At 33.1% G+C, this 25408-nt stretch carries 25 protein-coding genes; 21 read left to right on the top strand and 4 right to left on the bottom strand.

Annotated features, from left to right (window positions below; all coding sequences use genetic code 11):
• The first annotated feature begins 24 nt into the window (after positions 1-24).
• From ccoS to B4L98_RS11365, 13 genes are all read left to right on the top strand, one after another.
• A complete protein-coding gene (gene ccoS / locus B4L98_RS11425) occupies positions 25-189 on the top strand; it encodes a cbb3-type cytochrome oxidase assembly protein CcoS (RefSeq protein ID WP_019974626.1) in 165 nt (54 codons plus the stop codon).
• A complete protein-coding gene (gene ccoO, locus B4L98_RS11420) occupies positions 189-2456 on the top strand; it encodes a cytochrome-c oxidase, cbb3-type subunit II (protein ID WP_291049701.1) in 2268 nt (755 codons plus the stop codon). The genes ccoS and ccoO overlap by 1 nt, the downstream gene beginning before the upstream one ends.
• Positions 2457-2652: 196 nt before the next feature.
• On the top strand, positions 2653-3600 hold the full coding sequence (locus tag B4L98_RS11415; protein ID WP_180905300.1) for a cbb3-type cytochrome c oxidase N-terminal domain-containing protein: 948 nt from the start codon (positions 2653-2655) through the stop codon (positions 3598-3600).
• 103 nt (positions 3601-3703) lie between these two features.
• Positions 3704-5185 (top strand): cytochrome c oxidase accessory protein CcoG, encoded by a 1482-nt coding sequence (ccoG, locus tag B4L98_RS11410; RefSeq protein WP_221854265.1) that lies wholly within the window; start codon positions 3704-3706, stop codon positions 5183-5185.
• Between the two features lie 4 nt (positions 5186-5189).
• The gene (locus tag B4L98_RS11405) at positions 5190-5633 is read left to right on the top strand and encodes a FixH family protein (RefSeq protein WP_286495315.1); all 444 of its coding nucleotides are present in this window, start codon (positions 5190-5192) and stop codon (positions 5631-5633) included.
• On the top strand, positions 5618-6334 hold the full coding sequence (locus B4L98_RS11400) for a sulfite exporter TauE/SafE family protein (RefSeq protein WP_291078262.1): 717 nt from the start codon (positions 5618-5620) through the stop codon (positions 6332-6334). The genes B4L98_RS11405 and B4L98_RS11400 overlap by 16 nt, the downstream gene beginning before the upstream one ends.
• A gap of 145 nt (positions 6335-6479) precedes the next feature.
• Positions 6480-7616 carry a helix-turn-helix domain-containing protein gene (locus B4L98_RS11395; RefSeq protein ID WP_286495313.1) on the top strand — a complete coding sequence of 379 codons (1137 nt, stop codon included), beginning with the start codon at positions 6480-6482 and terminating at the stop codon, positions 7614-7616.
• A 240-nt stretch (positions 7617-7856) separates the two neighbouring features.
• Positions 7857-9119 carry a serine hydrolase gene (locus B4L98_RS11390; protein WP_291049691.1) on the top strand — a complete coding sequence of 421 codons (1263 nt, stop codon included), beginning with the start codon at positions 7857-7859 and terminating at the stop codon, positions 9117-9119.
• A 158-nt stretch (positions 9120-9277) separates the two neighbouring features.
• Positions 9278-9859: a Holliday junction branch migration protein RuvA gene (gene ruvA, locus B4L98_RS11385; RefSeq protein ID WP_219033851.1), complete on the top strand. Its 582-nt coding sequence runs from the start codon at positions 9278-9280 to the stop codon at positions 9857-9859.
• Positions 9859-15465, top strand: a complete 5607-nt coding sequence (gene sprA / locus B4L98_RS11380) for a cell surface protein SprA (protein ID WP_291078260.1) — start codon at positions 9859-9861, stop codon at positions 15463-15465. The genes ruvA and sprA (B4L98_RS11380) overlap by 1 nt, the downstream gene beginning before the upstream one ends.
• Positions 15425-16996: a cell surface protein SprA gene (gene sprA, locus B4L98_RS11375; RefSeq protein ID WP_291078258.1), complete on the top strand. Its 1572-nt coding sequence runs from the start codon at positions 15425-15427 to the stop codon at positions 16994-16996. The genes sprA (B4L98_RS11380) and sprA (B4L98_RS11375) overlap by 41 nt, the downstream gene beginning before the upstream one ends.
• Positions 16997-17017: 21 nt before the next feature.
• Positions 17018-17398, top strand: a complete 381-nt coding sequence (gene gcvH / locus B4L98_RS11370; protein WP_038335019.1) for a glycine cleavage system protein GcvH — start codon at positions 17018-17020, stop codon at positions 17396-17398.
• On the top strand, positions 17391-17771 hold the full coding sequence (locus B4L98_RS11365; RefSeq protein WP_291078257.1) for a VanZ family protein: 381 nt from the start codon (positions 17391-17393) through the stop codon (positions 17769-17771). Before gcvH ends, B4L98_RS11365 begins: the two co-directional genes overlap by 8 nt.
• Before the next feature lie 228 nt (positions 17772-17999).
• On the opposite strand, the gene nadE is transcribed toward B4L98_RS11365, so the two are convergent.
• Positions 18000-18794, bottom strand: a complete 795-nt coding sequence (gene nadE, locus B4L98_RS11360; RefSeq protein WP_291078255.1) for an NAD(+) synthase — start codon at positions 18792-18794, stop codon at positions 18000-18002.
• 100 nt (positions 18795-18894) lie between these two features.
• Here nadE and B4L98_RS11355 point away from each other — a divergent pair, with 100 nt between their 5' ends.
• The 3 genes from B4L98_RS11355 (at position 18895) to B4L98_RS11345 (ending at position 21708) form a co-directional block, all read left to right on the top strand.
• A complete protein-coding gene (locus B4L98_RS11355; RefSeq protein WP_125349894.1) occupies positions 18895-19944 on the top strand; it encodes a gliding motility protein, GldB in 1050 nt (349 codons plus the stop codon).
• 17 nt (positions 19945-19961) lie between these two features.
• Positions 19962-20288, top strand: a complete 327-nt coding sequence (gldC, locus tag B4L98_RS11350; RefSeq protein WP_038335027.1) for a gliding motility protein GldC — start codon at positions 19962-19964, stop codon at positions 20286-20288.
• A gap of 97 nt (positions 20289-20385) precedes the next feature.
• The gene (locus B4L98_RS11345) at positions 20386-21708 is read left to right on the top strand and encodes a TolC family protein (RefSeq protein WP_291078254.1); all 1323 of its coding nucleotides are present in this window, start codon (positions 20386-20388) and stop codon (positions 21706-21708) included.
• A 222-nt stretch (positions 21709-21930) separates the two neighbouring features.
• Here the strand turns inward: B4L98_RS11345 and B4L98_RS14610 are convergent, their stop codons facing one another.
• The gene (locus B4L98_RS14610; RefSeq protein ID WP_313349031.1) at positions 21931-22119 is read right to left on the bottom strand and encodes a hypothetical protein; all 189 of its coding nucleotides are present in this window, start codon (positions 22117-22119) and stop codon (positions 21931-21933) included.
• A gap of 148 nt (positions 22120-22267) precedes the next feature.
• Here B4L98_RS14610 and B4L98_RS14710 point away from each other — a divergent pair, with 148 nt between their 5' ends.
• From B4L98_RS14710 to B4L98_RS11320, 5 genes are all read left to right on the top strand, one after another.
• Entirely contained in the window at positions 22268-22378 is a 111-nt protein-coding gene (locus B4L98_RS14710) for a hypothetical protein (RefSeq protein WP_291078253.1), read from the top strand.
• A gap of 82 nt (positions 22379-22460) precedes the next feature.
• Positions 22461-23132, top strand: a complete 672-nt coding sequence (gene tsaB / locus B4L98_RS11335; protein ID WP_291078252.1) for a tRNA (adenosine(37)-N6)-threonylcarbamoyltransferase complex dimerization subunit type 1 TsaB — start codon at positions 22461-22463, stop codon at positions 23130-23132.
• An 18-nt stretch (positions 23133-23150) separates the two neighbouring features.
• Positions 23151-23534: a DUF423 domain-containing protein gene (locus B4L98_RS11330; protein ID WP_280049058.1), complete on the top strand. Its 384-nt coding sequence runs from the start codon at positions 23151-23153 to the stop codon at positions 23532-23534.
• Positions 23535-23569: 35 nt separating this feature from the next.
• Positions 23570-23815: a hypothetical protein gene (locus B4L98_RS11325; RefSeq protein WP_291078251.1), complete on the top strand. Its 246-nt coding sequence runs from the start codon at positions 23570-23572 to the stop codon at positions 23813-23815.
• A gap of 150 nt (positions 23816-23965) precedes the next feature.
• Positions 23966-24103, top strand: a complete 138-nt coding sequence (locus B4L98_RS11320) for a hypothetical protein (RefSeq protein WP_291078250.1) — start codon at positions 23966-23968, stop codon at positions 24101-24103.
• Between the two features lie 32 nt (positions 24104-24135).
• On the opposite strand, the gene B4L98_RS11315 is transcribed toward B4L98_RS11320, so the two are convergent.
• Positions 24136-24696, bottom strand: a complete 561-nt coding sequence (locus tag B4L98_RS11315) for a cytochrome b/b6 domain-containing protein (protein WP_291078249.1) — start codon at positions 24694-24696, stop codon at positions 24136-24138.
• Between the two features lie 55 nt (positions 24697-24751).
• Entirely contained in the window at positions 24752-25252 is a 501-nt protein-coding gene (locus B4L98_RS11310; protein WP_291078248.1) for a hypothetical protein, read from the bottom strand.
• Positions 25253-25408 lie beyond the last annotated feature (156 nt).

Below are 25408 nucleotides of genomic sequence, written 5' to 3'. Positions count from 1 at the left end.
AGGGCTTTGTAATTTTGTGGAGCTATGGGGATATTATTATTAATGATATTAGTTAGTGTCTCTTTGGGGGCAATTTTCCTTCTTTTATTCTTTTTAGGGTATAAGAAAGGACAATTTGATGAGGATGAATCCCCAGCAGTGAGAATGTTAAAAGATGATAAAAAAACACAAGATAAAATCGACTCATAATGCAAATGCAGACTTTTAGTTACGACAATAAGATCGTAAAGTATTTCCTTTATGCCACATTGTTTTGGGCAGTTATGGCATTTTTCTTTGGAGTATTGGTTGCAACTTTGTTGTTTTTTCCAACGTTACCAGAATACATCTTCGGATCGGATGATGGTACAATCGGAGGGAACATCCAAGGCTTAATCAATTCACAAGGGACACTTGGTTTTGGTAGATTAAGAATGATTCACACAACATTTGCGGTGTTCGCGTTTGTTGGAAACTCGTTCTTTACCGGAGCTTATTATTCAATGCAAAGGTTGTTGAAAACCAGAATGTACAGCGATGTTTTAAGCTGGATCGTTTTCTGGGGATGGCAATTATTTATTGTATTATCATTTGTAACATTTATCTTAGGATACAACACTTCTAAAGAGTATGCTGAGCACGAATGGCCAATTGATATTTTAATCGCTTTAGTTTGGGTATTGTTTGGAGCACAAATGTTCTTAACGATTGCTAAACGTCGTGTTCGTCATTTGTATGTAGCAATTTGGTTCTTTATCGGAACTTGGGCTGCAATTACAATGTTACACGTGTTTAACAATTTAGAAATCCCTGTAACATTTAGCTTAACGGCTCCGAAATCATATTCATTGTATTCTGGAGTTCAAGATGCGTTAGTACAATGGTGGTACGGACACAATGCGGTAGCATTCTTCTTAACGACACCTATCTTAGGATTAATGTATTACTTTGTACCAAAAGCAGCTAATAGACCTGTATTCTCATACAAATTATCTATTATCCACTTCTGGTCATTAATCTTTATTTATATTTGGGCTGGTCCTCACCACTTGCTTTATACCGCATTACCAGGTTGGGCACAAGCTTTAGGAACAGGTTTCTCTATCATGTTAATCGCTCCATCTTGGGGAGGTATGTTAAATGGTTTATTAACATTACGTGGTGCATGGGATAAAGTACGAGAAAATCCTATTTTGAAATTCTTCGTAGTTGCCTTAACTTGTTATGGTATGGCTACTTTTGAAGGTCCAATGTTAGCAACAAAAACATTAAATAAAATTGGTCACTTTACAGACTGGGTTCCTGCTCACGTACACGTAGGTACTTTAGGATGGAATGGATTTATCGCTTTTGGTATGATCTATTACTTAGCCCCAAAATTATTCAACACAAAATTAGCATCTGTAAAGATGGCTAACGCTCACTTCTGGATTGGTACTTTCGGTATCTTATTCTGGGTAATTCCTATGTATGTTGCAGGATGGACACAAGGTTTAATGTGGAAACAATTCGCAGCAGACGGAACATTAGAATATGGTAACTTCTTACAAACGGTTACTATTCTTAAAAAATGGTTATATCCATTACGTGCATTTGGTGGAACATTATATTTATTAGGATCAATCTTAATGATTATCAATGTTTGGAAAACTGTAAAATCTGGACACTTTGTTGCAAACGAGGATGCAGAGGCGCCAGCTTTAGCACCAAAAGCTTCTACACGTGCACAAGGAGAAGGTGTTCACTCTTGGATTGAAAGAACTCCATTAGTAATGACAATTGGAGCAGTATTAACTTTAGCAGTTGGTGGTTTAGTAGAGATTGTTCCTACAATCGTGGTAAAATCAAACGTACCTACAATCGCAAGTATCAAACCTTATACTCCGTTAGAATTAGAAGGACGTGATTTATATATTCGTGAAGGATGTAATGCTTGTCATACGCAAATGGTTCGTCCATTCCGTGACGAAGTAAAACGTTATGGTGAATACTCTAAAGCAGGAGAATTTGTTTACGATCACCCATTCTTATGGGGTTCTAAAAGAACTGGTCCAGACTTACACCGCGAAGGAGGTAAAAACCCAGACGCTTGGCATTACAAACATATGTGGAATCCACGTTCTACATCAGATGGTTCTATCATGCCACGTTACCCTTGGTTAATTGACAATAAATTAGACCGTGAGTTAACGCGTGATAAAATGAAATCAATGGTTGCATTAGGTGTTCCTTATCAACAAGAAGATTTTGACAGTATGCAAGTTTCTATGAACAAACAAGCTTTAGCAATCGAGCAAACTATCTTTAAAGATGCGTCTGACTTGAAAGAGTTATATGCGAAAAAAGAAGCAGAAGCTAAACAACAAGGTAAAGAGTTTGTTCCGTTAAGAGATCGTGAGATTACAGCGTTAATCGCATATTTACAACGTTTAGGAACAGATATCAAAGCTGAACAAGTAGAGACAGCAAGTAACTAATGTTAAAATATTATAAAGAATTCCTTTCTCAGTATGAGTATGCATCTTTATTGCAGACATTAATCCTAATAGGATTTATAGCAGTCTTTGTGACGATTTTTGTTAAGGTTATGAAAAAACCAAAAGAGTATTACAAAGACAGCGAGTCAGCAGCTTTAGATTTAGAACCAGAAGAGAACGAAAAAAATAATACAAAATGAGACAACGTACCCCGGCTTATATATTTATCCCATTAACGCTATTAGCAGTAATCTTAGCGTTTACAATGGTGACGCCAGTAGATGTGGTGCCAGAACCAGGTTTTCAAGGAATGATGCACAATTTATTGGAGCACTTGAAACATGTGTTTGCGCAAGGAATTTTCTGGGCAGTATTAGCAGTTGCAATCGTGATGCTTTTAATCATCAATGCTTTAAACAAAGTTGTTGAAGCAGAGAAATTTAAAAGATTATCTGAAGAAGAACAAGCTAAATATTTAGAAGATGGTAAAATAGGTTACTTCAAAAGATTGTTCAGTAGTGCTGGTAAAAAACAATCAGACGAAGAAGAAGAATCTATTATCTTAGATCACGGTTTTGACGGAATCAAAGAGTTAGACAATGCTTTACCACAATGGTGGTTATCATTATTCTACTTTGGTGTAGTATTTATGGTAGTTTACGTAATGGCATATAGCTTCACAGACTTTGCTCACATGGACAAAGAATACGAAGAAGAAATGGTTTACAAAGATGCGCAAGATAGTATTTGGGCAGTTGCAAATGATATTGATATCACAGGAGCTGTAAACAAATCTAACGATCCTGCAATCGTAGAACAAGGTAAAAAAATCTTTGAGCAAAATTGTACACAATGTCACATGGAAGGTGGTAAAGGAGGTATTGGACCAAACTTAACGGATGATTACTGGGTGAATCATGTAGAAGATAGTTTATTCAAAAATATTTATCACATTGTTTACAATGGATCTCCTCACAATCCTCAAATGCGTGCATTTGGACAACGTAAAGAGTTATCTGGATTAGCAATTGAGAAAGTAGCTTCTTACGTATATTACATCAACCAAAAAGAACCTACGAAAACAGTTGCAGAAGGTGCAGCTGCTCCTCAAGGTGACTTAATGGAAGCATGGAAACAAAAGTAATTGATTGAATAATTACAACAAATATCATATTGAAAGAGAGCTTATTTATAAGCTCTCTTTTCTTTTTTAGTCGTAAATTTGTATATATTTAAAATTCACTATAATGAGTGTTCAAAATTCTGACCCAAAAGATGAATTTAATTTAGACGATTATTTGGATGAAAACAGCCAAATGAACGAAGATGTTCGTAGTTCCATTGGAACCATGGAGCGAACCGGAGAACGTAAATGGGTTTATCCTAAAAAACCAAAAGGTAAGTTTACAAACTATAGGACGTATGTAAGTTATGTATTGTTAGCAATATTAATCTTAGCGCCTTTCTTTAAATTACCTAATGGAAATCCATTGTTCAAATTTGATGTTTTGCACAGCCAATTCATTTTATTTGGTTTTCCATTTTTTACATCAGACTTCTTCCTTTTAGCTTTAGGAATGATCACGACAATTATTTTCATCGTATTATTTACCATGGCTTATGGTCGTTTGTTCTGCGGATGGGTATGTCCGCAAACAATTTTCTTGGAAATGGTTTTTCGAAAAATAGAATACGCCATAGAAGGAGATAGAGCAAAACAAATTAGATTAGATAAACAAGATTGGGACGAAGAAAAAATTCGTAAAAAATTATTGAAATGGACCATCTTCGCTATCATTTCATTTATTATTGCTAATGTTTTCTTAGCGTATATTATTGGAGCTGATGCTTTATACGCAGTTATAAAAGAAGGACCAGCCGAAAATGTAGGAACATTGGTTGGATTAGTTTTCTTCTCAGCAATGTTTTATTTCGTATTCGCATGGTTCCGCGAACAAGCGTGTACATTGGTTTGTCCTTACGGACGTTTCCAAGGTGTATTAATTGATTCGCATACAATCAATGTAACATACGATTTTAAACGTGGTGAAGGAACAGCTGGTCGAGCAAAATTCAAAAAGAACGAAGATCGTAAAGCAAAAGGAAAAGGGGATTGTATTGACTGTGGTCAATGTGTTGTTGTTTGTCCTACTGGAATTGATATTCGTAACGGAATCCAATTAGAATGTGTTAACTGTACAGCTTGTATTGATGCATGCGACGAAGTAATGGAAAAAGTCGGTTTACCAACAGGATTGATTCGTTATGCTTCGGAAGATGATATCAAACGTGGCGAAAAATTCAAATTCACAAAACGATTAGCTGCTTATACATTTGCTTTATTATTATTAATTGGAGCAATGACAGCTTTCTTGTTCTCTCGGTCTGATGTAGAATCTAAATACCTTAAAGTTCCTGGAACAGATTACAAGGTAGAAGGTAAATATTACGTTAATCAATTCGAGTATACATTGTACAATAAAACAAATGCAGACCAAATTGTAACAGTTCAATTGCTATCACACAAAAACTCAAAAGTAGAAATGTACGAAGGCGAGAATAAATTGAACATGGAAAAAGGTCAAATCATCCAAGGAAAATTCTTCTTGAAAATTCCAATGGATGAAGTTAAATCGTACAAAGAAAAAGTAGTGATTGGATTAGTCAATCAAAAAGGAAAAGTAATCGATAAATACGAAACGAGCTTCTCAGCTCCATTCAAATATTAATCATATGAAGTTAAATTGGGGACATTATGTAGCAATTGCTTTGGGATGTTTTATGATATTCATTCTATCGTTGTTATATTTTGCAGGAGATACAGGCGGAATGGTAACCGAGGATTATTACGAAAAAGAAATTCATTTTCAGGATGAAATAAATGCAGAAAAACGAGCAAATGCTTTGACCGAGAAACCAGAAGTTATTGTACAAGCAAATGGATTTTTATTTAAATTTCCAGCAACTACTGCTTCCGATTTTAAAGGAGATATTTTTTTGATGCGTAATGATGACGAAACAAAAGATGTCAAAATGCCGATTAAATTATCTGATAAAAAGAATTTTTTAGTACCATCTGTTAAGTTAATTGATGGAGAATACGAATTAACTTTAAGCTGGAAAGAAAATAATCAAACTTATTTGATTAAAAAGTCCATTCGATGGATTTCACAATAGTTATCATAGCATTATCCATAGGTCTTACATCGTCCCTGCATTGCGTGGGGATGTGCGGACCTATTGCTTTATCTTTGGGATTAGAATCTCAAAACAAACTAAAATTTACACTTCGTAATTTGACTTATCAATTAGGACGTGTAACCACTTATACAATTTTAGGTGTAATTTTAGGATTGATTGGCGAATCATTTTCATTTGTTGGATTACAAAATTATCTAAGTATTTTGATTGGAGTTTTGATGATTATTATGGTCATGATTCCAAAATTTTACGAAAATGGTGCTACGCAACTTCGTCCTGTAAACGCCTTGATGGTAAAAGTAAAACTCTCTCTTGGTAAATTCTTAATCAAGAAAGATTCTTCCTCTCTTTATATAGTTGGTCTATTAAACGGACTTTTACCTTGCGGAATGGTTTACGCTTCACTTACAGCAGCCATTGGTTTAGGATCAGTTTACAAAAGTGCACTATTCATGTTCTTCTTCGGACTTGGAACCTTGCCTTTAATGTTTGCCACCGTTTTATTTGGTAATTTTTTATCAGTGAAACAACGTCAAACTATCTTAAAAATCTTACCAATTATCACACTTATTTTGGGTGTATTATTTATCCTTCGCGGATTAGAATTAAACATTCCTTTCATTTCACCAGCCAAAGAAGCACTTCAGCTAAATGGAATGGATGAGCATTGTATGTGATTATCATTTTTTATTCAAATAATTCGCAACAAGAAAAAGAGTTTTTTATTTCACATTTTAAGTTTTTAAATCTAATATTAATACCTTTATTGCATAAAAATTAAAGAATCATTGCGTTAGTATTTTTGAATTTTGTTTTACAAAAATGGACCAATTTACTTTTAAAGAAATCGCTGCTTTTATAGGAGTTTTCCTTGTTCTTGTGCTTGCCTTGTTTTTGGTAACTGTAAAAAGTAAGCACAAACTTTCAAATTGCTTACTTGCTTTTTTTCTTTTTACAACTGCTGCAGATGGATTGAAGTTTTTGATGCGTGATTTTCCTGTGAATTACATCAACCTAGAAGCTTTCCGTTGGAGTTTTAATTATTTGGCTCCAGCAACATTTTATTTCTATGTTTTGTCGGTTAGTTTTAACAAATTCCGTTTAAAACCGAAGTATTTGTGGCACACTATTCCATTCGTTGCGTTCAATTTGTATATGGCATATGGAATTTATTTTCAAGATAGGGCTGGAAAAATTAGTTTCATAAATGAGTTGAATGATTCGCCGATAATGAATTTTTTTTATATTCTGTTCGAAGTTCTTTTTCAAATCTATTTTATTGCTTCATTTTTGGTAATTCGAAAATCGAAAACAGTCTATTTCGAAAATTATGCAAATCCTGATATTTCTAAGTTTAATGCGCTTTACAAAATCACCATTCTATATTACGTTGTACATTTTTTAGTATTGATAAGATGGGTGATTACTTTCACTTACGGTTTCGGCGAATTGAGGGAATGGATTGTGATGCTAGATGGTTTTTCTTTTTTTGTTTGTACTTGTTGGTATCTATTTGTCGCATTAAATAATCCTGATTTTTTCCGAGGAGTTAATGAAAATTTGCAACCGATTAAGGAAGCTATTCCAAAGCAAAAATCTACACTAGAAATCGACGTCGAAAAAAATAATCAAATAGAATCATTAAAAGATTTTATGGTTAAAAATGAACCTTATCTCGATTCATCTTTAACGATTCAGAATTTGGCAGAGCAATTAAATATGCCTGTGAAAGATTTATCGGCTTTGATTAATTTGTACATGGACAAACATTTTTTTGATTTTGTAAATGAATATCGAATTAAAAAAGCCATACAAATTCTAAAAGATTGCACTCAAAAAGAGTTGACCGTTTTGGAAATTTTGTATCAAGTTGGATTTAATTCCAAATCTTCGTTTAATACATCCTTCAAAAAATATACAGGAAAAACACCAACCGATTACAGAAAGGAAGCTTTGTAAAATAAAATTATTTGCTGAAAATGCGTTCGATTTTTTTTAATCGGTCGTGTATCAACGCTTTTTAGATCAGCTTTGCAGAAAGTTTTTAAAATATAATTACAATGAAAAAAATAATTGTCTTAATATCATGAAGTATTTTATTCTCCAATTTTCTTTCAGCTCAAAAGCCGGTTGAACAAAAAACAGAAATCAATCAAATTAATGAACTAATGACTAAATCCTACGAAAAAGATTTGTTCAATGGAAATGTTTTGGTTGCCAAAAAAGGAAAAATTATCTATCAAAAATCCCTTTGGCTTTATTGATGAAATGAAGAAAAAATCTTTAACGAAAAATTCAATTTTCAATTTTGGTTCTATTGCAAAGGAGTTTAATGCAGTTGCGATTTTGATGTTGGTAGAACGTGGTCAACTTAAGCTTGATGACCCGATTTCGAAATATAATTTGGATTTGCCGAAATGGTCGGAAAAAGTAACAACCAGACATTTGATTAATTATGCTAGCGGAATTCCCAGAATAGAAAATGGATTAATTGTCCCGAAAAACGATGAAGAAGCGTGGAAGATTTTGAGAAAAACAGATACATTGTTATTTGAACCTGGAAAGGATTACCGATACGATAACGGCAATGTTTTTTTACAAAGAAGAATTATTGAAAAGATAACAAGAATGACTTTCCAAGATTTTGTTACGAAAAATATTATAAAACCTTTGAAAATGAACAATTCCGTGTTTGATCCGAAATTTGGTTATAAAAATCGAACGTCTTGCTATGATATGGATAATGTTCGGTGTCCAGAAATGGAATTTGTCAGCGGTTGGCTTTGGTTGGATACTAATGACATGTACAAATGGATTGATGCGATGAATCATAATCGTTTAATTTCTAGAAAATCTTTTGAAACATTATTGAATAATCCCTACACAAAAGACCATCAAGGTGGATCATTTGGAGATTATTTTAGAGATGAAGAGTTGCAGCGTCATAACGGTGTTTCCTATAAATTTGAATCTTTGGTGTTAAATGATATGAAGAACGATGTCGTTATCATTTTAGCATCCAACAGTCGGAATAAAGTTTGGGATTTGGGACATGTCATTCGAGATATTATGCTAGGAAAAACATTCGAAATTCCTAAAAAATCGGTTTACCAAGCTTTAAGAAAAGAAGCACAAACCGACGTCAATAAAGCGATTGAAAATTATTATCAACTGAAAAATACTTCCGAAAAAGAATATAGTTTTGAAAATCCAATCGAACTTAATACTTTGGGTTATGAATTTCTACGAGCGGGCAAAATAAATGAGTCGATAAAAATATTTCAATTGGTTGTAAAAGAGTTTCCAAATAACTCAAGTGTTGCTGATAGTTTGGGCGAAGCTTATCTAACTAACAAGCAATACGATTTGGCATTAGAATGGTACAACAAAGCCATCAGCCTTGGCGGAACCAACGGTAATGCCGAAAGAATGATTGAGAAAATTAAAGCGTTAAAAAACTAAAAATTGATTTCTCAAAATATTTAATTCAAATCAATTGAAGCCTTGTTAAGATTTAAATCTTGACAAGGCTTTCATTAAAATCAATACTTTCATCCTTACAAAATAAATCGTATTTTTGACGTTATCACTATATGTAGTGTAACTAAATAAACGTCAAAATGATAACACAATTAAGAGGTAAATTAATCGAGATTTATCCAACAAATGCTGTAATAGATTGCAATGGGGTCGGATATTGGGTCAATATTTCACTAAATACATATTCTACTTTAGAACACGAAGAATTGGTTACAATTTTTACACATTTGATCGTTCGCGAAGATGCGCATATACTTTATGGATTTGCAACAAAACTAGAACGAGAAATTTTTCAGAAATTAATTAGTGTTAACGGTGTTGGTCCAGCTTCTGGAATGATGATTATTTCGACACTTTCTTCCAAAGAAATTGCAACTGCAATCGCTCAAGAAGATGCCAGATTATTGCAAAGTGTAAAAGGAATTGGAGCTAAAACAGCGCAAAGAATTATCATTGACTTGAAAGATAAATTGGATCAAAATTTAATATTAGATGTTAATTCTACTTCGGTTAAAAATAAATCTAAGAATGAAGCGTTATCTGCTTTAGAAGTTTTAGGAATTCCTAAAAAATCTGCAGAGAAAATTATGGACAAAATCCTACAAGATCAGCCAGATGCAGACGTGGAATTCTTAGTAAAAGAAACCTTGAAGAAAATTTAATGAAGATTCATAACGAACCAAAAACTATTCGTAAAGGCTCTACTATAGCAGCTTTGTGTTTCCTTTTTGCAATGGGAACTATGAGCGATGTTATGGCTCAGGAAAGTGATACGCTTAAGTTTCCTATCCGAGATCAAAAAGGTGGATTGTTTTTAGATAATCAAATAAAATACGATGTACAATATGATGCGATAAAGCGTCAGTATATTTTATATCCTCAAATTGGAACAAGTTTAGTTTCCGAACCTATCTATTTGACACGTCAAGAATACCTGACTTTGGTTCAGAATCAAGACATGAAAAATTATTTCCGTACAAAATCTCAAACCAACGATCAATTTTATCGTGAAGAACGTTTTGGAGATAAGGAAGGAAAAAAAGAAGGAAGTATTTTACCAAGTTTTAAGGTGAAATCGAAAGCTTTCGAAACTATTTTTGGTGGATCAGAAATCTCATTGATTCCGCAAGGTTATGCAAATTTAGAATTGGGTGTTTTCTTGCAAAAGATAGATAACCCAATGTTGTTGCCACAAAACCGTCAAACGCTTACAATGGATCTTAATCAACGTATGCAATTGAGTATTTTGGGTAAAGTCGGAGAAAATCTTCAGATGAAAGTGAATTATGATACGCAAGCTGGTTTTGGCTTCGAAAATCAAATGAAACTTCAGTGGAGAAAGGCTTTGGGGAATAAATTGGATCCATTTGGAGGAGAAGATGATATTCTACAAAATATAGAGGTTGGTAATATTTCGATGCCGCTTAGTACTTCGTTGATTACAGGTGCGCAATCACTTTTTGGAGTTAGAACAGATCTTAAATTCGGTCGTACAAATGTATCGGCTGTCTTTTCAGAACAACGTTCGGAATCTAAAAATATTGTGGTTCAAGGTGGCGGTGTGATGACTGATTTTAAAGTCGCTGCCGAAAAATATGAATACAATAGACACTTTTTCTTAGGTCAATTTTTTAGAAATAGTTACGATAGAGCGTTAGCAAATTATCCTGCAGTTAACAGTAATATCAATATCAGTAATATTGAGGTTTGGAAAGTTGATAAATCTGGAGGGAATCAACAGAATAGACGTTCTATTATCGCTTTGCGAGATATTGCAGAAGGTGATACAGCGCCTCAAAATAGTAGTAATGCCTTATTTAATGAGATTAATTCTCAAGGTTTTACTAAGATTAGTGATGCAAGAAGTTATTTGAACGGATATTCTTTCAATGGAGAACAATTTCAGGATGGAGAAAACTTTATCGTCAACGAAAATGTTCGTAAACTTGATGCTTCCGAATTCACTTTCTATCCAAAATTAGGATACATTTCCTTGAATACGCCTTTGGTTGATGGTGAAGATTTATTAGCGGTTTCGTTTCAATATTCGTTAAGCTCTGATCCGACAAAATTATACAAAGTTGGACAAATGTCGAGCGAGACAGATAAACCAATTATTGCGAAATTAATCAAACCAAATTCTGCAGTTAATGTGGCTTCGCCAATGTGGGATTTGATGATGAAAAATATTTATTCGTTAAATGCTTATGGTGTTTCGAGTGAAGATTTTTTGATGAATATTAATTTCAAGGATAATGGTGAACAATCTTCTGGAAAATTAAATTACTTACCAAATTCTGCTGTTTCAGAACAATCGTTAATTCAAGTTCTGAACATGGATAGATTAAATTCGAACGGACAATTACAACAAAATCCTGACGGAAGTAAAGGTGATGGTTTATTTGATTTTCAACCAGGGTTAACAATTGATACAGAAAGAGGAAATATTATTTTCACTTCTGTTGAACCTTTTGGTAAATATTTGAGCAATAAATTAAAAGGTCAAAATGAAGAATATGTTTTTAATCAAATTTATCGTCAATTACCAAATACACTTTCTGGCGAAAAATTAGCTAATCGTTATACGTTAGAAGGTCGTTACAAAGGAACGGTGACAGATGGTATTCCGTTGGGCGCTTTCAATGTGCCGCAAGGTTCTGTTAAAGTAACTTCTGGTGGAGCAACGTTGACGGAAGGCGTAGATTATACGGTAGATTATCAGTTGGGGCGTGTAAAAATCATTAATGAACAATTGAAAAATTCTGGAGCACCAATTAATGTTTCTTTAGAAAATCAATCTACATTTAATTTACAGAAAAAACGTTTCATGGGAATTAATGTCGAGCATAAATTTAGTGATAAGTTTATGTTAGGCGGAACTTTAATTAATTACCAAGAACGTCCAGTTACGCAAAAAACACAATTTGGTTCAGAACCTGTGAATAACACAATTGTTGGACTTAATACACAATATAACTCAGAAGCTGAGTGGTTAACTCGTTTAACAAATAAAATTCCGGGAATCAAAACGGACCAAATGTCGAACATTAGTGTTCAGGCAGAGGCGGCTTATTTGATGCCAGGAATGAACAAAGTGACAGGAGGTTATTCTTATATAGACGATTTCGAAGATGCACAATCGCGCATTAGTTTATTAGATGTTGGTTCATGGAAATTTGGATCAACACCAGGAAAACCTGCTGGATATTCTGCTTCTGGTTACCACCCGTTCTTCCCAAATGGAATGAAAAATGACGATTTATCATTCAACAATGGTCGTCGTATGTTATCATGGTATTCTATTGATCCGCGTTTTTATGGTATGGGAGGAAGTTCGCCTTTAACAGATCAACAAATGTCAACACACATGGCACGTCGCATTAAGTTAAAAGAGCTTTTTGATCAACGTGATGTAATGGCTGGTACAAATTCGTACATCAGCACATTTGATATGACATTCTATCCGCAAGAACGTGGACCTTATAATGTTAATCCAAATGCAGTAGATACGAAAAACTGGGGAGCAATTATGCGTCCTATTTCAGTTTCTAACTTCAAAGATTCGAATGTGGAATACATCGAGTTTTGGATGATGGATCCTTATGCAGATGGAAAAGGTGGAGAAGGAGAGTTATTGGTACATTTAGGAAATGTTTCAGAAGACGTCTTAAAAGACGGCGAAATGATGTACGAAAATGGATTGCCTCATTCTGGAAATGGTGCGGCGACTGTTGCTTCTAAATGGGGATTAACACCTCAGTTAAATCCAATTTTATATGCTTTTGATACGGATGGAGCTGCCCGAAAACAACAAGATTTGGGTTATAATGGATTAACAGATGAGGAAGAAGCGCAACGTTATGGAATTACGAGTAATAATTTAGTGACAGGAGAATTAGATCCTGCAAATGATAATTATTTATTCTTCTTAGATGATCGCTTTAGAGGTGCATCAATCGGGAATACGGTTCAAGATCGTTACCGTTATTTCAGAAATCCACAAGGAAATAATTCAACTGATAATCCTTTACATGCATCATCTTTAACGCCAGATACAGAAGATATTAATGGTGATTTCAATTTAGATCAGACAGAAAACTATAATCAGTATACATTAAAAATTAACCGTCAAACGTTAGAAGATCCAAACAATAAATTTATTGTTGCAAGAAAAACGGTTCAGGGAGAATTTCCTGACAAAACGAAACATGATGTAAAATGGTATCAAGTTCGTATTCCTGTTGATAACTTTGATTTAGATCTTGACGGAGATGGAGTAGAAGAGTTAAACAATGATGCGTCTATTGCACAAGCAGAAAGTGTGTTAACAGCTGCTCGTTTTATGCGTATGGTGATGCGAGGTTTCGAGGAAGAAACAACTCTACGTTTTGGTACTTTTGATTTAGTTCGTTCTGAATGGCGTCGTTATACAAAAAACATTTATCCTTATATCATTAGTAATCAAGAAGGTTATGAGGAGGATAAAAATATTGATGATTTAGAAATTGGTGAGGTAAGTATCGAACGAAATGGTACAGATCGTCCTCGTTATATGATTCCTCCTGGAGTTTATCGTGAACAAACTCAAGGAACAACGGGATATCAATCTCAGAACGAAGCTTCGATGACATTGAAGGCGAAGTTTAAACCAGGAAGTACTTCAAAAGCTATTTTTAAGAATACAAATTTAGATTTGCGTCGATACAAAAAGTTGCAAATGTTTGTATCTGCTCAAAACTTATTAGATAGAGCGTCAAATGCGATTGATAATGGTACAAAATTATTTATTCGTGTAGGTAGTGATTATACAGATAATTACTATGAATATGAAATGCCGTTGAAATATACGCCACAAAGTTCTGCAACAGAAAGCACAGTTTGGCCAGATGAAAACTTTATCGATCTGAATACAGATTTGTTTACAGATGCTAAAAAACAAAGGGATGCTGATGGTTTCAGTACATTGCAACGTTTCAATTTTGCTTTTGATCAAGAGAATCCAAACAAAACGGTTTATGTAAAAGGTCGTCCAACATTGGGTAATGTCTCTTCAATTATGATTGGGGTTCGTAACACTTCTGGACCGTCTGATAAAGAAGTTTTACTTTGGGTAAATGAACTTCGTTTAAGCGAAATTGATAACCAAGGTGGTTATGCAGCTTCAGCAAATGTGCAGTTCAATTTAGGTGATTTTGCGAATGTACAAGTTTCTGGAAGCACAAGTTCTGTAGGTTTTGGTGCGATAGATCAAGGTCCTGCAAATCGTAATCAGGACGAATCATTACAATATGCGTTGAATGCACAAGTAAAATTAGACAAATTCTTACCAAAGAAATGGGGAATGGAAATTCCGTTCGATTTTACAATTCAGGAAAGTTTTGTCGATCCAAAATATAATCCATTAGACAATGATATTATTTTTGATGAAGCGCCTAATAAAGCTGAATTAGAAAAAGTTGTTCGTACTTATACGCAGTTCAAAAGTTTTGCTTTTAATAATATTCGAAAAGTTAGATCAACAAATAACAACAACCCTGTTCGTTTCTATGATCCATCTAACTTTTCAGTTTCGATGATGTATTCGGATAATTATTACCGTGATATTTACACGCAATATAACATCAACCAACAATTAAGAGCGTCGATTAATTATAATTACGGATTTAGAGGAAAATCGTACGAGCCTTTCAAAAAATGGCGTGCGGTTCAACCAAAAGAGGAATCAGGAAAATATTTACAATTTATTCGTGAATTTAATGTGAATCCTTTGCCAACACGTTTCTCTTTCCGTACAGAGATTGCGCGTACCTACAGTGAAAGACAATATCGAGATATCAGTCAATATTTAGGTGGAGGAAGCTCATCGAGTTTAATTCGTCCGACATATAGTAACAATTTCTTGTTCAATTGGCAATATAATTTAGGTTTTGATTTGACAAAATCGTTGCGTTTAGATTTAACATCTTCGACAATGACATTGAATGATGGAACAACTTTCCAGCGTGCAGATCAAGATATGATTTGGCAAAATATGTTCACAATTGGACGTCCAGTTCAGTATGATCAACAATTTCAGGTGAATTATAAATTACCTTTAAAATTCTTCCCATATTTAAATTGGATGAATGTTGAAGCTGGATTTACTTCGAATTATAACTGGATTGCAACTTCTACAGCTTACAGAAATTTTGANNGGTACAGCTCAAAACTCGAATTCGATCAACTTGATGGGAGATTTAGATTTTGCAAAATTTTATCCAGAATTTAAAGGATATAAACGTTACGATTCGATCTTAAAAGGACGTCGAGCAGAAATAGATTCGTTGAATACAGTTTATACAAATTTATTTGCTAAAAAACGTCGTACAAATAAGAAATCAGCTTATAAATTCAAACATAAATTTACAGCAAAAGATTATGGTTGGATGGTTTTATCATCACTAAAGCGTGCTAATTTTACGTATAATCAGACAAATGGAGCTGTAATTCCAGGATTATTGTATGAGCCAGGTTTCTTTGGTGTTGATGGTAAAAATGGACCAACTTTAGGTTTTGTTTATGGAACGCAATTCGATATCAAACGACAATTAGTCGAAAGAGGATTGATTGTTGGTGATGAATTGATGACAGATGCGTATCAAATTACAAAAGGTTCTGATTTTAATGGAACTGCTTTAATTGAGCCTATTCCAGATTTACGAATTGATTTGAATGCAAAACGCACAAAAGATCGTCGTATTTATCATTCAGGATTTAATTTAGCAGTCGAAAATCTTTACATCGATGAATTAGCAAATCTTAATATTTCAACTGTTAATATCAAAACAGCTTTCAAAGATGGAGATGCAATTTTTGAGCAATTCCTAACAAATACTAAAACTATTTCTGGACGTTTAGCACAGAAAAGAGGTAGTGGAAATGTTGATGGATTGGGTTATTATGAAGGATTTAATGCAAGAAGTTCTGATGTACTTTTACCAGCCTTTTTAGCGGCAGTCCAAGGAAAAGATGCAGGTTCGTCTAAGTTAGGGTACAATCGTTCTATTCCAGTTCCGAATTGGCGCGTAACGTACACAGGATTGAAATCTGTTCCAATTATTAATAAATATTTTGATAATGTTGAGGTTTCGAGTTCATATAATTCGACATATACAACAACTGGTATTCAGTCCAATCCAAACTTTATGTTAGATACAGGAATTATGGGTGGTGGACAAGTGACTGGTAAAGATGAAAACGGAAACTTCTATACACAGAATTTATATGGAGCGGTTACGATGATCGAATCATTTTCACCATTATTGGGAGTGGATTTAACATTCCGTAACAGTATGCAATTACGTGCACAATATAACAGAGATCGTTTATTATCATTAAGTACAACAAATTATACGTATACAGAAGATTATGGATCTGAATATATTATTGGATTTGGGTATATTTTCAAAGATTTCAAAATGAAGATTCGTTACCAAGGAAATCAGAAAACAATCAAAGGTGACTTAAATATTCGTGGAGATTTCTCATTAAGAGATAATCAAACAACAATTCGAAAAGTAATTTATAACTTTGATGACGTACAAAATCCAAACGTACCAACAAGTATTTATGGAGATTCGCAAATTACAGGTGGACAGCGAATTATGACGTTTAAGATAACGGCAGATTATAACGTAAGTAAGAATTTGAACTTGAGATTCTATTGGGATCAGATGATGAGTAAATATAAAATTTCAACAGCTTTTCCAATTTCTCAAATTCGTGCCGGATTTAGTGCTACCTTTACATTCGGAAATTAAAAAAACAATAAAACAAACATTATGAGCATTCCAAACAATTTAAAGTACAGTAAAGATCACGAGTGGATTTCTGTAGAAGGAGATGTAGCAACAATCGGTATTACAGCTTTCGCACAAGGAGAGTTAGGAGATATTGTTTATGTTGACGTAGAAACAGAAGGAGAAACTTTAGGTCAAGAAGAAGTATTTGGAACAGTAGAAGCAGTAAAAACAGTTTCTGACTTATTTATGCCAATTAGCGGTGAAGTTGTAGAATTTAACACTGAATTAGAAGGTGAGCCAGAATTAATCAACACTGATCCTTACGGAAAAGGGTGGATTATCAAAGTAAAAATTGAAGATGCTTCTCAATTAGATGCTTTATTAGACGCAGCTGCTTACGGAGAATTAATTGGTGCATAAGACAAAAAAAATAATATTCTTTGCATATGTAGCGTTGGTGTTTTATCTGACGCTACTTCCACAAGAAAATTTCTCGAAATTAAGCACAATCAAAGAATTAGAAATCTTTTTGGAGATTGATAATTTAGATAAAATTGTACATTGTGGAATGTTTGGGATGATGACGATTTTGTTATTTGTCGCATACAAAATAACAACTCTGCGCTTGATGATAATTCCGTTTTTGGTAAGTTTTCTTATCGAAATTTTGCAAGGTATTTTAACATCACTTCATCGTAGTTTTGATTTTGTCGATTTAATGGTAAACTTATCCGGAATCTCCCTCGCATATATCGCAATAGCATATTATTTACAACATAAAAAAACTCAGTAGTATTACTGAGTTTTTTGTTTTTCTTATCTTTTTGACTTATTCAAGTGTAAACTAAGAAAATGTCATTCCGACGTTAGGAGGAATCTTCGATTCTTCATTCTACTAACGTTTTATTCAGAATGACATTTATACGTAAGTCATATTGAACTCGTTTCAACATCACATCAAAATAAAAAAAAGCAACCTTTCGCTTGCTTTTATATTGAAAAAATTAATTGTGCTTACCGCTTAGTTCATCAACTCCTCAGGAATATCACATATCGGAATTGGAACCATTTTATGTTGGTTAATACGATTTAATCTGGAATAAATCTCGAATACTTCTTTTTCTCTACCTTCAAATTCATTTGCAGTTTTTCCAGCTTCTTTCGCTTTCATTGCCCATTCTAATTCATCGTAATTTGCACCTAATTGATCTTCATCCGAACGATCATCACCAAACAAACCATCTGTTGGTTTTGCTTTTTGAATATCTGTATTAACTCCTAAAAACTCAGCAATTTTATACACTTCCGATTTCATCAAATCAGCAATTGGACTAAGATCTACACCGCCATCACCATATTTGGTATAAAAACCAACACCAAAATCTTCGACTTTATTTCCTGTTCCTGCAACCAAATAATTGTGTAAACCAGCAAAATAATACAATGTTGTCATACGCAAACGAGAGCGCGTATTGGCCAACGCTAAATTCACTTTATCTGTCGTTTCCGTTTCTGGTAAAGCCGAAACCATTTCATCAAAAGTTGAGGTTAAATCAACTTCTATTGAATCAATTGGCGAAGAAAATTTATTTTTTAACCATTCAATATGACGTTTTGCTCTATCCGCTTGATTTTTTTCTTGATGAATTGGCATTTCCAAATTAAGTAAAGGGGAGCCTGTCATCGCACAAAGTGTTGAGGTTACAGCCGAATCAATTCCGCCCGAAATTCCAATCACAAAGCCTTTTTGGTGCGCTGTTTCCAAATAATCTTTCAACCAAGAAACAATATATTCTACAACTTTTTCAGTTTGCATAGTTTAATAATTTATTTCAAAGATAGCAGATTATGAAAAAAATTAGGGTTGAAAATACTACAGATTATTTTACTATTTTTGTTAGCTAAATAACCAAGCAATGAAATTTGTATATGGCTTAGCTTTTGCGAGTTTAATTTTATTTACTGCGTGCAAAAAAGAAAAATCGTGGGAAGTGGATGTCAAAGAACAAAATGTTCAGTTGAATATTCATGATATCAGCCAAGATTTTTTTAACGATTCGATTCCTTTAGCGGCTTTACGAAAAGATTATCCTTTCTTTTTTGATGCAAAAACTGCGGATGACGTATGGGAAAGTCAACGTCGTAATAAAGAAGAGTTGAGTATTTATGGACAATCTCGAAAGGTTTTTGGAGATTTTAAAAACTTAAATGAATCGTTAACTCCGATGTTTCAACGTTACCAATTTTATTTTCCAGAATATAAAATTCCGACGGTTTATACCTATTCATCAGGTTTGCAAAATATAGATTATCCTGTGATGTTTAGTCAGCAATCTGGCTTGATGTTTATTGCGATGGATGCGTATTTGGGGTCAAAGAATAAATTATATGATAGCATTGGCGTAGAACGTTATTTACGCACAAATTTAGATCTTAATCGTTTGCCTTCTCAAGCTGTTGATGCGATTGCGAATGATGTGGTAACATTTAGCCCAAGAAATCAATTATTTATTGATAAAATGATTTATGAAGGGAAGAAATTGATTTTGCAAGATGCATTGTTAACAGATACACCAGACGAATATAAAGTTGGTTACACGCCAGAACAAATTCAGTGGTGTATTGAGAACGAAGGTCAAATTTGGAACTTTTTTGTGGAGCAAAATTATGTATTCAGTTCAGATGCTTCTTTGGATAAACGCTTTTTAGCAGTTAGTCCATTTTCTAAATTTAATAATGAAATAGAACAAGATTCTCCAGGAAGAATTGCGGCTTGGATTGGTTTGCAAATTATTCGCCAATACATGAAAGAGAATCCGAAGGTAGAATTGAAAGCTTTGTTAGATGATATGGATGGTCAAAAAATCTTCAAAGATTCTAAATATAAGCCAGCTTTAGAAAGTAATAATTCAACAAATTATACAACAAAAACAATTGATGGTAAAGTTTACCATTTTGTGAAATAAACTAATAATTAGAAGTTATGAGAACAACAAATATTACGGTAGAGATTGAATTGGACGAAAATCACGTACCAGAAAAAATGACTTGGAATGCACCAGACGGTGGAATTAGTCACGAAGAAACAAAAGCAATGTTACTTTCTGTTTGGGATGATAAAGCAAAAGAGGCTTTGCGTATCGATTTGTGGACAAAAGAAATGACACAAGATGATATGAAACGTTTCTTTCACCAAATTTTAATTTCAATGTCTAGTTCTTACGAAAGAGCAACAGAGGAAAAAGAAGTTGCAGAAAGAATCGCTGCTTTTGCAGAAGAATTCGCAATTGCTTCAAAAATTAAAGGTTAAGATTTTAACCAAATAAAAACTTTAAGTCGAATTTCGTAACATTTTGGTTAGAAATTCGACTTATTTTATATCTTTAATTTTCTGACAAGAATAGTCTATGAAACAATTATTTTTTACTTTACTATTTATTACTTCTCTTCCTTCGTTTGCCCAAGAAGGATGGACAATTGAAAAATGTATTGAATATGCTTCGAAAAATAATTTGACTGTTCAACAGAATACCATCAACCAAGAAATTTTTAATAAAAATTTAGAATTAACCTACAATGCTTGGTTGCCAACGGTTTCGGGTTATGTAGATACTAACTTTACTATCGGAACTTATAATCCAACAATAGAAAAGGGATATTATCAATTTGCGCATTCATTTGGCGTACAATCTAGCATCAATATTTACAATGGTGGAGTTGTTCAATTGAATAAAGACAAAGCTGCTTTGGAATTAGAAGCGTCGAAAGTACAAACTGCGATGACGATAAATGATATTTCGTTACAAGTTGCAAATTATTATTTGGCGGTTTTATTGAACAAAGAATTGAAACAAGTTGCAGTAGGAAATCTAACTATTTCGAAACAATTATTGGATCAAAATCAAAAGAAATTCAAAGCTGGTTCAGTAGCTCAATCTGTTGTTGCTCAATCTGAATCTGAAGTCGCGACAAATACACGTGAAGTGGTAAATGCACAAATCGAAATAGAGCGTGCATTGTTCAATTTAGCGATGTTGTTGCAATTAAATGATTACCGAAATTTTGCTGTAACTGATGTCAAAATTCCAGATAATGTAACGTCTCAATTGTATAATTTAGATGATGTGGTGGAAACGGCTTATCAAAATCAACCTTCTGTAAAACATGCCGAATTGCAAATTGATGTTGCTGCGAAAGAAACTCAAATCGCGCGAACTTCATTATTTCCAAAAGTGACAGGAAGTTTCAATTTCGGAACGAATTATCTACAATATTTCAATAAAAGATTACGTCAAGATGCATTATTAGAGCAATTAGGACATAATGTAACAGGCGTTTTTGGAGTTGGTGTGAGTATTCCAATTTGGAATCAATATTCCTATAAAATTAATATTCAGAAAGCATTAATCAATGAGGATTTAGCAAAAGTTGATCTTTTACAATCGAAACAAGATGTGTTGAAAAACGTTCAGTCGGCTTATTTCGAAGTAAATAGTTCTTATGCGTCATACGATTCATCGAAAGAAGCGGTAAAATACGCGAAAATTTCATACGATTTTGCGCAAAAATCTTACAATGCTGGAGTTATTAATCAATATGATTTTAACCGTTCGCGTAATGACATGATGGTGGCAGAATCGCAAATGTTACAAGCGAAATACAACTACATTTTCAAACAAAAAATATTAGATTTCTATGCAGGCGTTCCAATTACGTTGGAGGAGAAATAGAGGTTTAACTATTTTAATAACCTTTTTTTGATATAATTTATTTCTAGATTTTTTAAATTTAAAAATGATAAATATTCAAGATTACATAAAAAGTTTTTTGTCTCACTTTCCAGAAAATGCAAATCAGCAACCTTGGGAAATCGTAGATAATTAAGAAGAAATTCTTACGAATAAAATTCAGCAACTATCTGATGATTATAGGATCGAAGGTAATGTTGCGATTCATAAATCTACAACTGTAGAGAAAGGAGTTACACTAAAAGGAACAATTATTATTTCAGAAAATTGTTTTATCGGAGCGCATGCGTATTTACGTGGACCAATTTTTCTTGCGAATTCGGTTATTGTTGGTCCGGGATCAGAAGTAAAACAAGCAATTCTTTTTGAAAAATCTGCAATAGCACATTTCAATTTTGTTGGAAATAGTTTAATTGGTGAAAATGTAAATTTTGAGGCTGGTTCTATTTGTGCGAATCATTACAATGAACGTGTTGATAAAAATATTTCTGTAAAAGTCAACGATCAAATTATTTCAACTGGTGTAACGAAATTTGGAGCTTTGGTAGGAGACGATTCAAAAATTGGAGCAAATGCAGTTCTTTCTCCAGGAACTATTTTAGAACAAAATTCTATTGTGAACAGATTAGAATTGGTCAAACAAATCGATTAAAGCTAACTATTTTCTCCATTTCCGAAAGAAAATCATCTTATCAAACATAAATCATCTAACTTTCGTGATGTATCTTTGCAGCATGGCAACAATCTTAAATTTAGAAACTTCAACAAAAAATTGTTCGGTTTCGATTGCTAAAGATGGCGTTCAACTATGTTTGGTTGAAGAAAGTGATGAAAATTATGCACATGGCGAAAAACTGAATCAGTTTGTGGATTGGTGCGTGGAAGGTGCGCAAATAAATTGGAAAGATATAGAGGCGGTTTGTGTTTCAAAAGGCCCAGGTTCTTACACAGGTTTACGTATTGGCGTTTCGTCTGCCAAAGGTTTTGCATATGGATCTGATATTCCACTTATGGCAATTAATTCGTTGCAAATTTTGGCGGAATCACAATTAAATCAAGAGGCAGATTATATCATTCCGATGATTGATGCAAGACGAATGGAAGTCTATACAGCTTTGTTTGATAAGCAAGGAAATCAGTTGACAGAAACTGAAGCGAAAGTAATCGACGAAACTTCTTTTGAAGAATTGAAAGGAAAGAAAATTATTTTTGTGGGTGATGGAGCAGAAAAATGTCAAGAAGTTTTAGCGCATTTGGATGCTACGTTTATACAAACTTTTCCGTCGGCAAAAGATATGATTCGTGTTGCGGAAGAAAAGTTTAATCAAAAATCATTTGAAGATGTTGCGTATTTCGAGCCATATTATTTGAAAGATTTTGTGGCTGGAAAAAAGAAATCTGAATAAAATAAAAAGAGATAATTTATGAAAAATCTTGTGTTGACAATTGCTTCATTATACGGAATGACGGCGGTTATATTAGGCGCTTTCGGAGCTCATGCGTTCAAGAAAATTTTACCAGCCGAAAAATTAGCAAGTTTTGAAGTCGGAGTACGTTATCAAATGTATCACGCAATTGTTTTGTTAGCTGTTGGAATGTATTTTCAATTTAATAACGGATTAGAACGTTCTGCAGCTTGGTGTTTAATTGCCGGAACATTTGTTTTTTCTGTAAGTATCTATTTGTTGTCATTCGCAGAACATTGGAATGCAAACCTTAAATTTTTAGGACCAATTACGCCACTTGGAGGATTATTCATGATTATCGGTTGGGGTTTATTGGCTTGGATTTTTATGAAAGGAAAATAATTTTCTTTAAATTTATATAATTGTTAATCAGTTATATGAATTTGTGGAATAAACTATTGGTTGGATTATTATTTTTACTTGCAATTAATACAAAAGCGCAAGATAAATTAGTATTGACCACTCCTTTAATCTTTAAATTAGAAGGTTTTAATAGCAACTTTGAATTGAAATTGTTTAACAATAATCAATTCCAATACAAGTCTGTTTTTCTTAGCTGTTTTGGAGAGATTGATAAAAATGGTAAACTAAGGAGTGATGCTAATTATGGCTTTGTAGAATGAACTTATCAAGTAAAGGATAATAAATTAATCTTAGCTGTAAAATCTTCAAGCAACTATTATTCTTTAGAAAAAGAATATTACTTTTTGATTCTTGATAAAAAGACTTTTTTGATTTCTAACAAGGATCGAAAAAATCTCAAAGAAGCAAGAATGAGAAGACCAAATAAATCTTTTCCGAATTATATTATAGATACGGATAATCGTAGAGAATATACATTTTATAGTACTGATCAAAAAGTAACTATCGAAGGTTACGAAAAAGATAAAATATATCAAATGTTTAAATAAAAAGGACACTTTATAAAGTGTCTTTTTTATTTTTAATCTTTACCATTTATCATTTTAGAAACAATTCCAGAATTTTTATTGACTTCATCGATAATAACTCCTATGAGATGAATGAGAAAGAAGATAGGAAACCAATAAATTGCAGTTTTATGCACTTCTTCCATAGGGTCTTTGTAAGTTCCATTTCCCCACATTAAATAAAATCCTGTCACAATATTAATTAGCATTAACAAATAGAAAATCATATAAATTATTCCCTGAAATTTTTCAGATGTTGAATGACTTTTCAAAGGATTAGGAAATCGGATTCCCTTTACCAGCATATAAACAATTCGGACAGCAAAAAGAGCCAAAGCGATATAAGCAAATATTTCGTGCCATTGCCACATTGGTTCTAAAGAACTTCTTCCAATTGTTTTTAAAGTAGCATCAGAAATGTTTAAACCTTCTTTTGAAACTTCATTAGTAATCAAAGCAGAAAGATTTTTCTTGTTCATCCATTCCATTCTCAAAAAACCAGTTAAGAAAAGCATAATTATCGATATTCCGATTGTCCAATGTAATAATCGATGAGTTAAAGTGAACTTTTTCATAATTTATAGTGATTAAAAAAACCTCTCAAAATTGAGAGGTTTTTGTTGTATTTTTTTATTCAAAATCGTCTTCTGAGAATTCGAATTCTTCAAATGTACATTCTATTTCGAAAGGAATATCTTTTTCAGATTCTTCTACAAAATCTTGCACTTCACCTTTCCAATTCAAGGTCAAAATTCCTTTGTCATTTACACTAAAAGTTAATTCGTTGTTTACCGTTTCGTAATCTTCTTCCGAAACATTCAACGTTGTGTAATATACTTCCACAGTTTCACCTTCTTCGTCTTCTTCCTCGGCAAAACCGTAAGGAATAGAAACTTTTTTACCGTTTAATTCCTCTACAGATTCTACATCCAAAGGAAAATCATCAATAAATAAAGAAAGTTGAGGAAAATCGTTTTGTAACGAATCGCCTTCTACGTGTTCTAAGTCATCAGTCGAATGTATTTCGACCAACAAACATTTTTTATTTCCTTGAAAAACGACTTTGCATAACGATTTTTCAATATTATAATTAAATGTTTCATCCGGATGGAAGAACTTAATTGTTTTCATTGTTTTGTTAATGTATGTTATTAATTATGAGTACGAATATAATTAAGTTCAATTAATTATCACAAAAAAAATGAGAGAAATTATATTTTTTCGCCTCTAAACCAAAAAAGCCATCTATCTAAGATAAATGGCTTCTATTATTTTATGAATATTCAA

The organism is Empedobacter sp. UBA5528 (genome assembly GCF_002426075.1).
Lineage (GTDB): Bacteria > Bacteroidota > Bacteroidia > Flavobacteriales > Weeksellaceae > Empedobacter > Empedobacter falsenii_B.
The sequence above is the reverse complement of the archived record's forward strand: the minus strand, read 5'-3'. Positions and strand labels throughout refer to the sequence as shown.

Bases quoted from the DNA above. Each gene is read 5' to 3' on its own strand.
- tsaB (WP_291078252.1), top strand. From the start codon at position 22,461: ATGGCAACAATCTTAAATTTAGAAACTTCAACAAAAAATTGTTCGGTT.
- ruvA (WP_219033851.1), top strand. From the start codon at position 9,278: ATGATAACACAATTAAGAGGTAAATTAATCGAGATTTATCCAACAAAT.
- B4L98_RS11355 (WP_125349894.1), top strand. From the start codon at position 18,895: ATGAAATTTGTATATGGCTTAGCTTTTGCGAGTTTAATTTTATTTACT.
- nadE (WP_291078255.1), bottom strand. From the start codon at position 18,794: ATGCAAACTGAAAAAGTTGTAGAATATATTGTTTCTTGGTTGAAAGAT.
- gcvH (WP_038335019.1), top strand. From the start codon at position 17,018: ATGAGCATTCCAAACAATTTAAAGTACAGTAAAGATCACGAGTGGATT.
- gldC (WP_038335027.1), top strand. From the start codon at position 19,962: ATGAGAACAACAAATATTACGGTAGAGATTGAATTGGACGAAAATCAC.
- B4L98_RS11315 (WP_291078249.1), bottom strand. From the start codon at position 24,696: ATGAAAAAGTTCACTTTAACTCATCGATTATTACATTGGACAATCGGA.
- ccoO (WP_291049701.1), top strand. From the start codon at position 189: ATGCAAATGCAGACTTTTAGTTACGACAATAAGATCGTAAAGTATTTC.
- B4L98_RS11415 (WP_180905300.1), top strand. From the start codon at position 2,653: ATGAGACAACGTACCCCGGCTTATATATTTATCCCATTAACGCTATTA.
- ccoS (WP_019974626.1), top strand. From the start codon at position 25: ATGGGGATATTATTATTAATGATATTAGTTAGTGTCTCTTTGGGGGCA.
- B4L98_RS11395 (WP_286495313.1), top strand. From the start codon at position 6,480: ATGGACCAATTTACTTTTAAAGAAATCGCTGCTTTTATAGGAGTTTTC.
- B4L98_RS11390 (WP_291049691.1), top strand. From the start codon at position 7,857: ATGGAAATGTTTTGGTTGCCAAAAAAGGAAAAATTATCTATCAAAAAT.
- B4L98_RS11405 (WP_286495315.1), top strand. From the start codon at position 5,190: ATGAAGTTAAATTGGGGACATTATGTAGCAATTGCTTTGGGATGTTTT.
- sprA (WP_291078258.1), top strand. From the start codon at position 15,425: ATGGGAGATTTAGATTTTGCAAAATTTTATCCAGAATTTAAAGGATAT.
- ccoG (WP_221854265.1), top strand. From the start codon at position 3,704: ATGAGTGTTCAAAATTCTGACCCAAAAGATGAATTTAATTTAGACGAT.
- B4L98_RS11345 (WP_291078254.1), top strand. From the start codon at position 20,386: ATGAAACAATTATTTTTTACTTTACTATTTATTACTTCTCTTCCTTCG.
- B4L98_RS11320 (WP_291078250.1), top strand. From the start codon at position 23,966: ATGAGAAGACCAAATAAATCTTTTCCGAATTATATTATAGATACGGAT.
- B4L98_RS11310 (WP_291078248.1), bottom strand. From the start codon at position 25,252: ATGAAAACAATTAAGTTCTTCCATCCGGATGAAACATTTAATTATAAT.
- B4L98_RS11400 (WP_291078262.1), top strand. From the start codon at position 5,618: ATGGATTTCACAATAGTTATCATAGCATTATCCATAGGTCTTACATCG.
- B4L98_RS11325 (WP_291078251.1), top strand. From the start codon at position 23,570: ATGAATTTGTGGAATAAACTATTGGTTGGATTATTATTTTTACTTGCA.
- B4L98_RS11330 (WP_280049058.1), top strand. From the start codon at position 23,151: ATGAAAAATCTTGTGTTGACAATTGCTTCATTATACGGAATGACGGCG.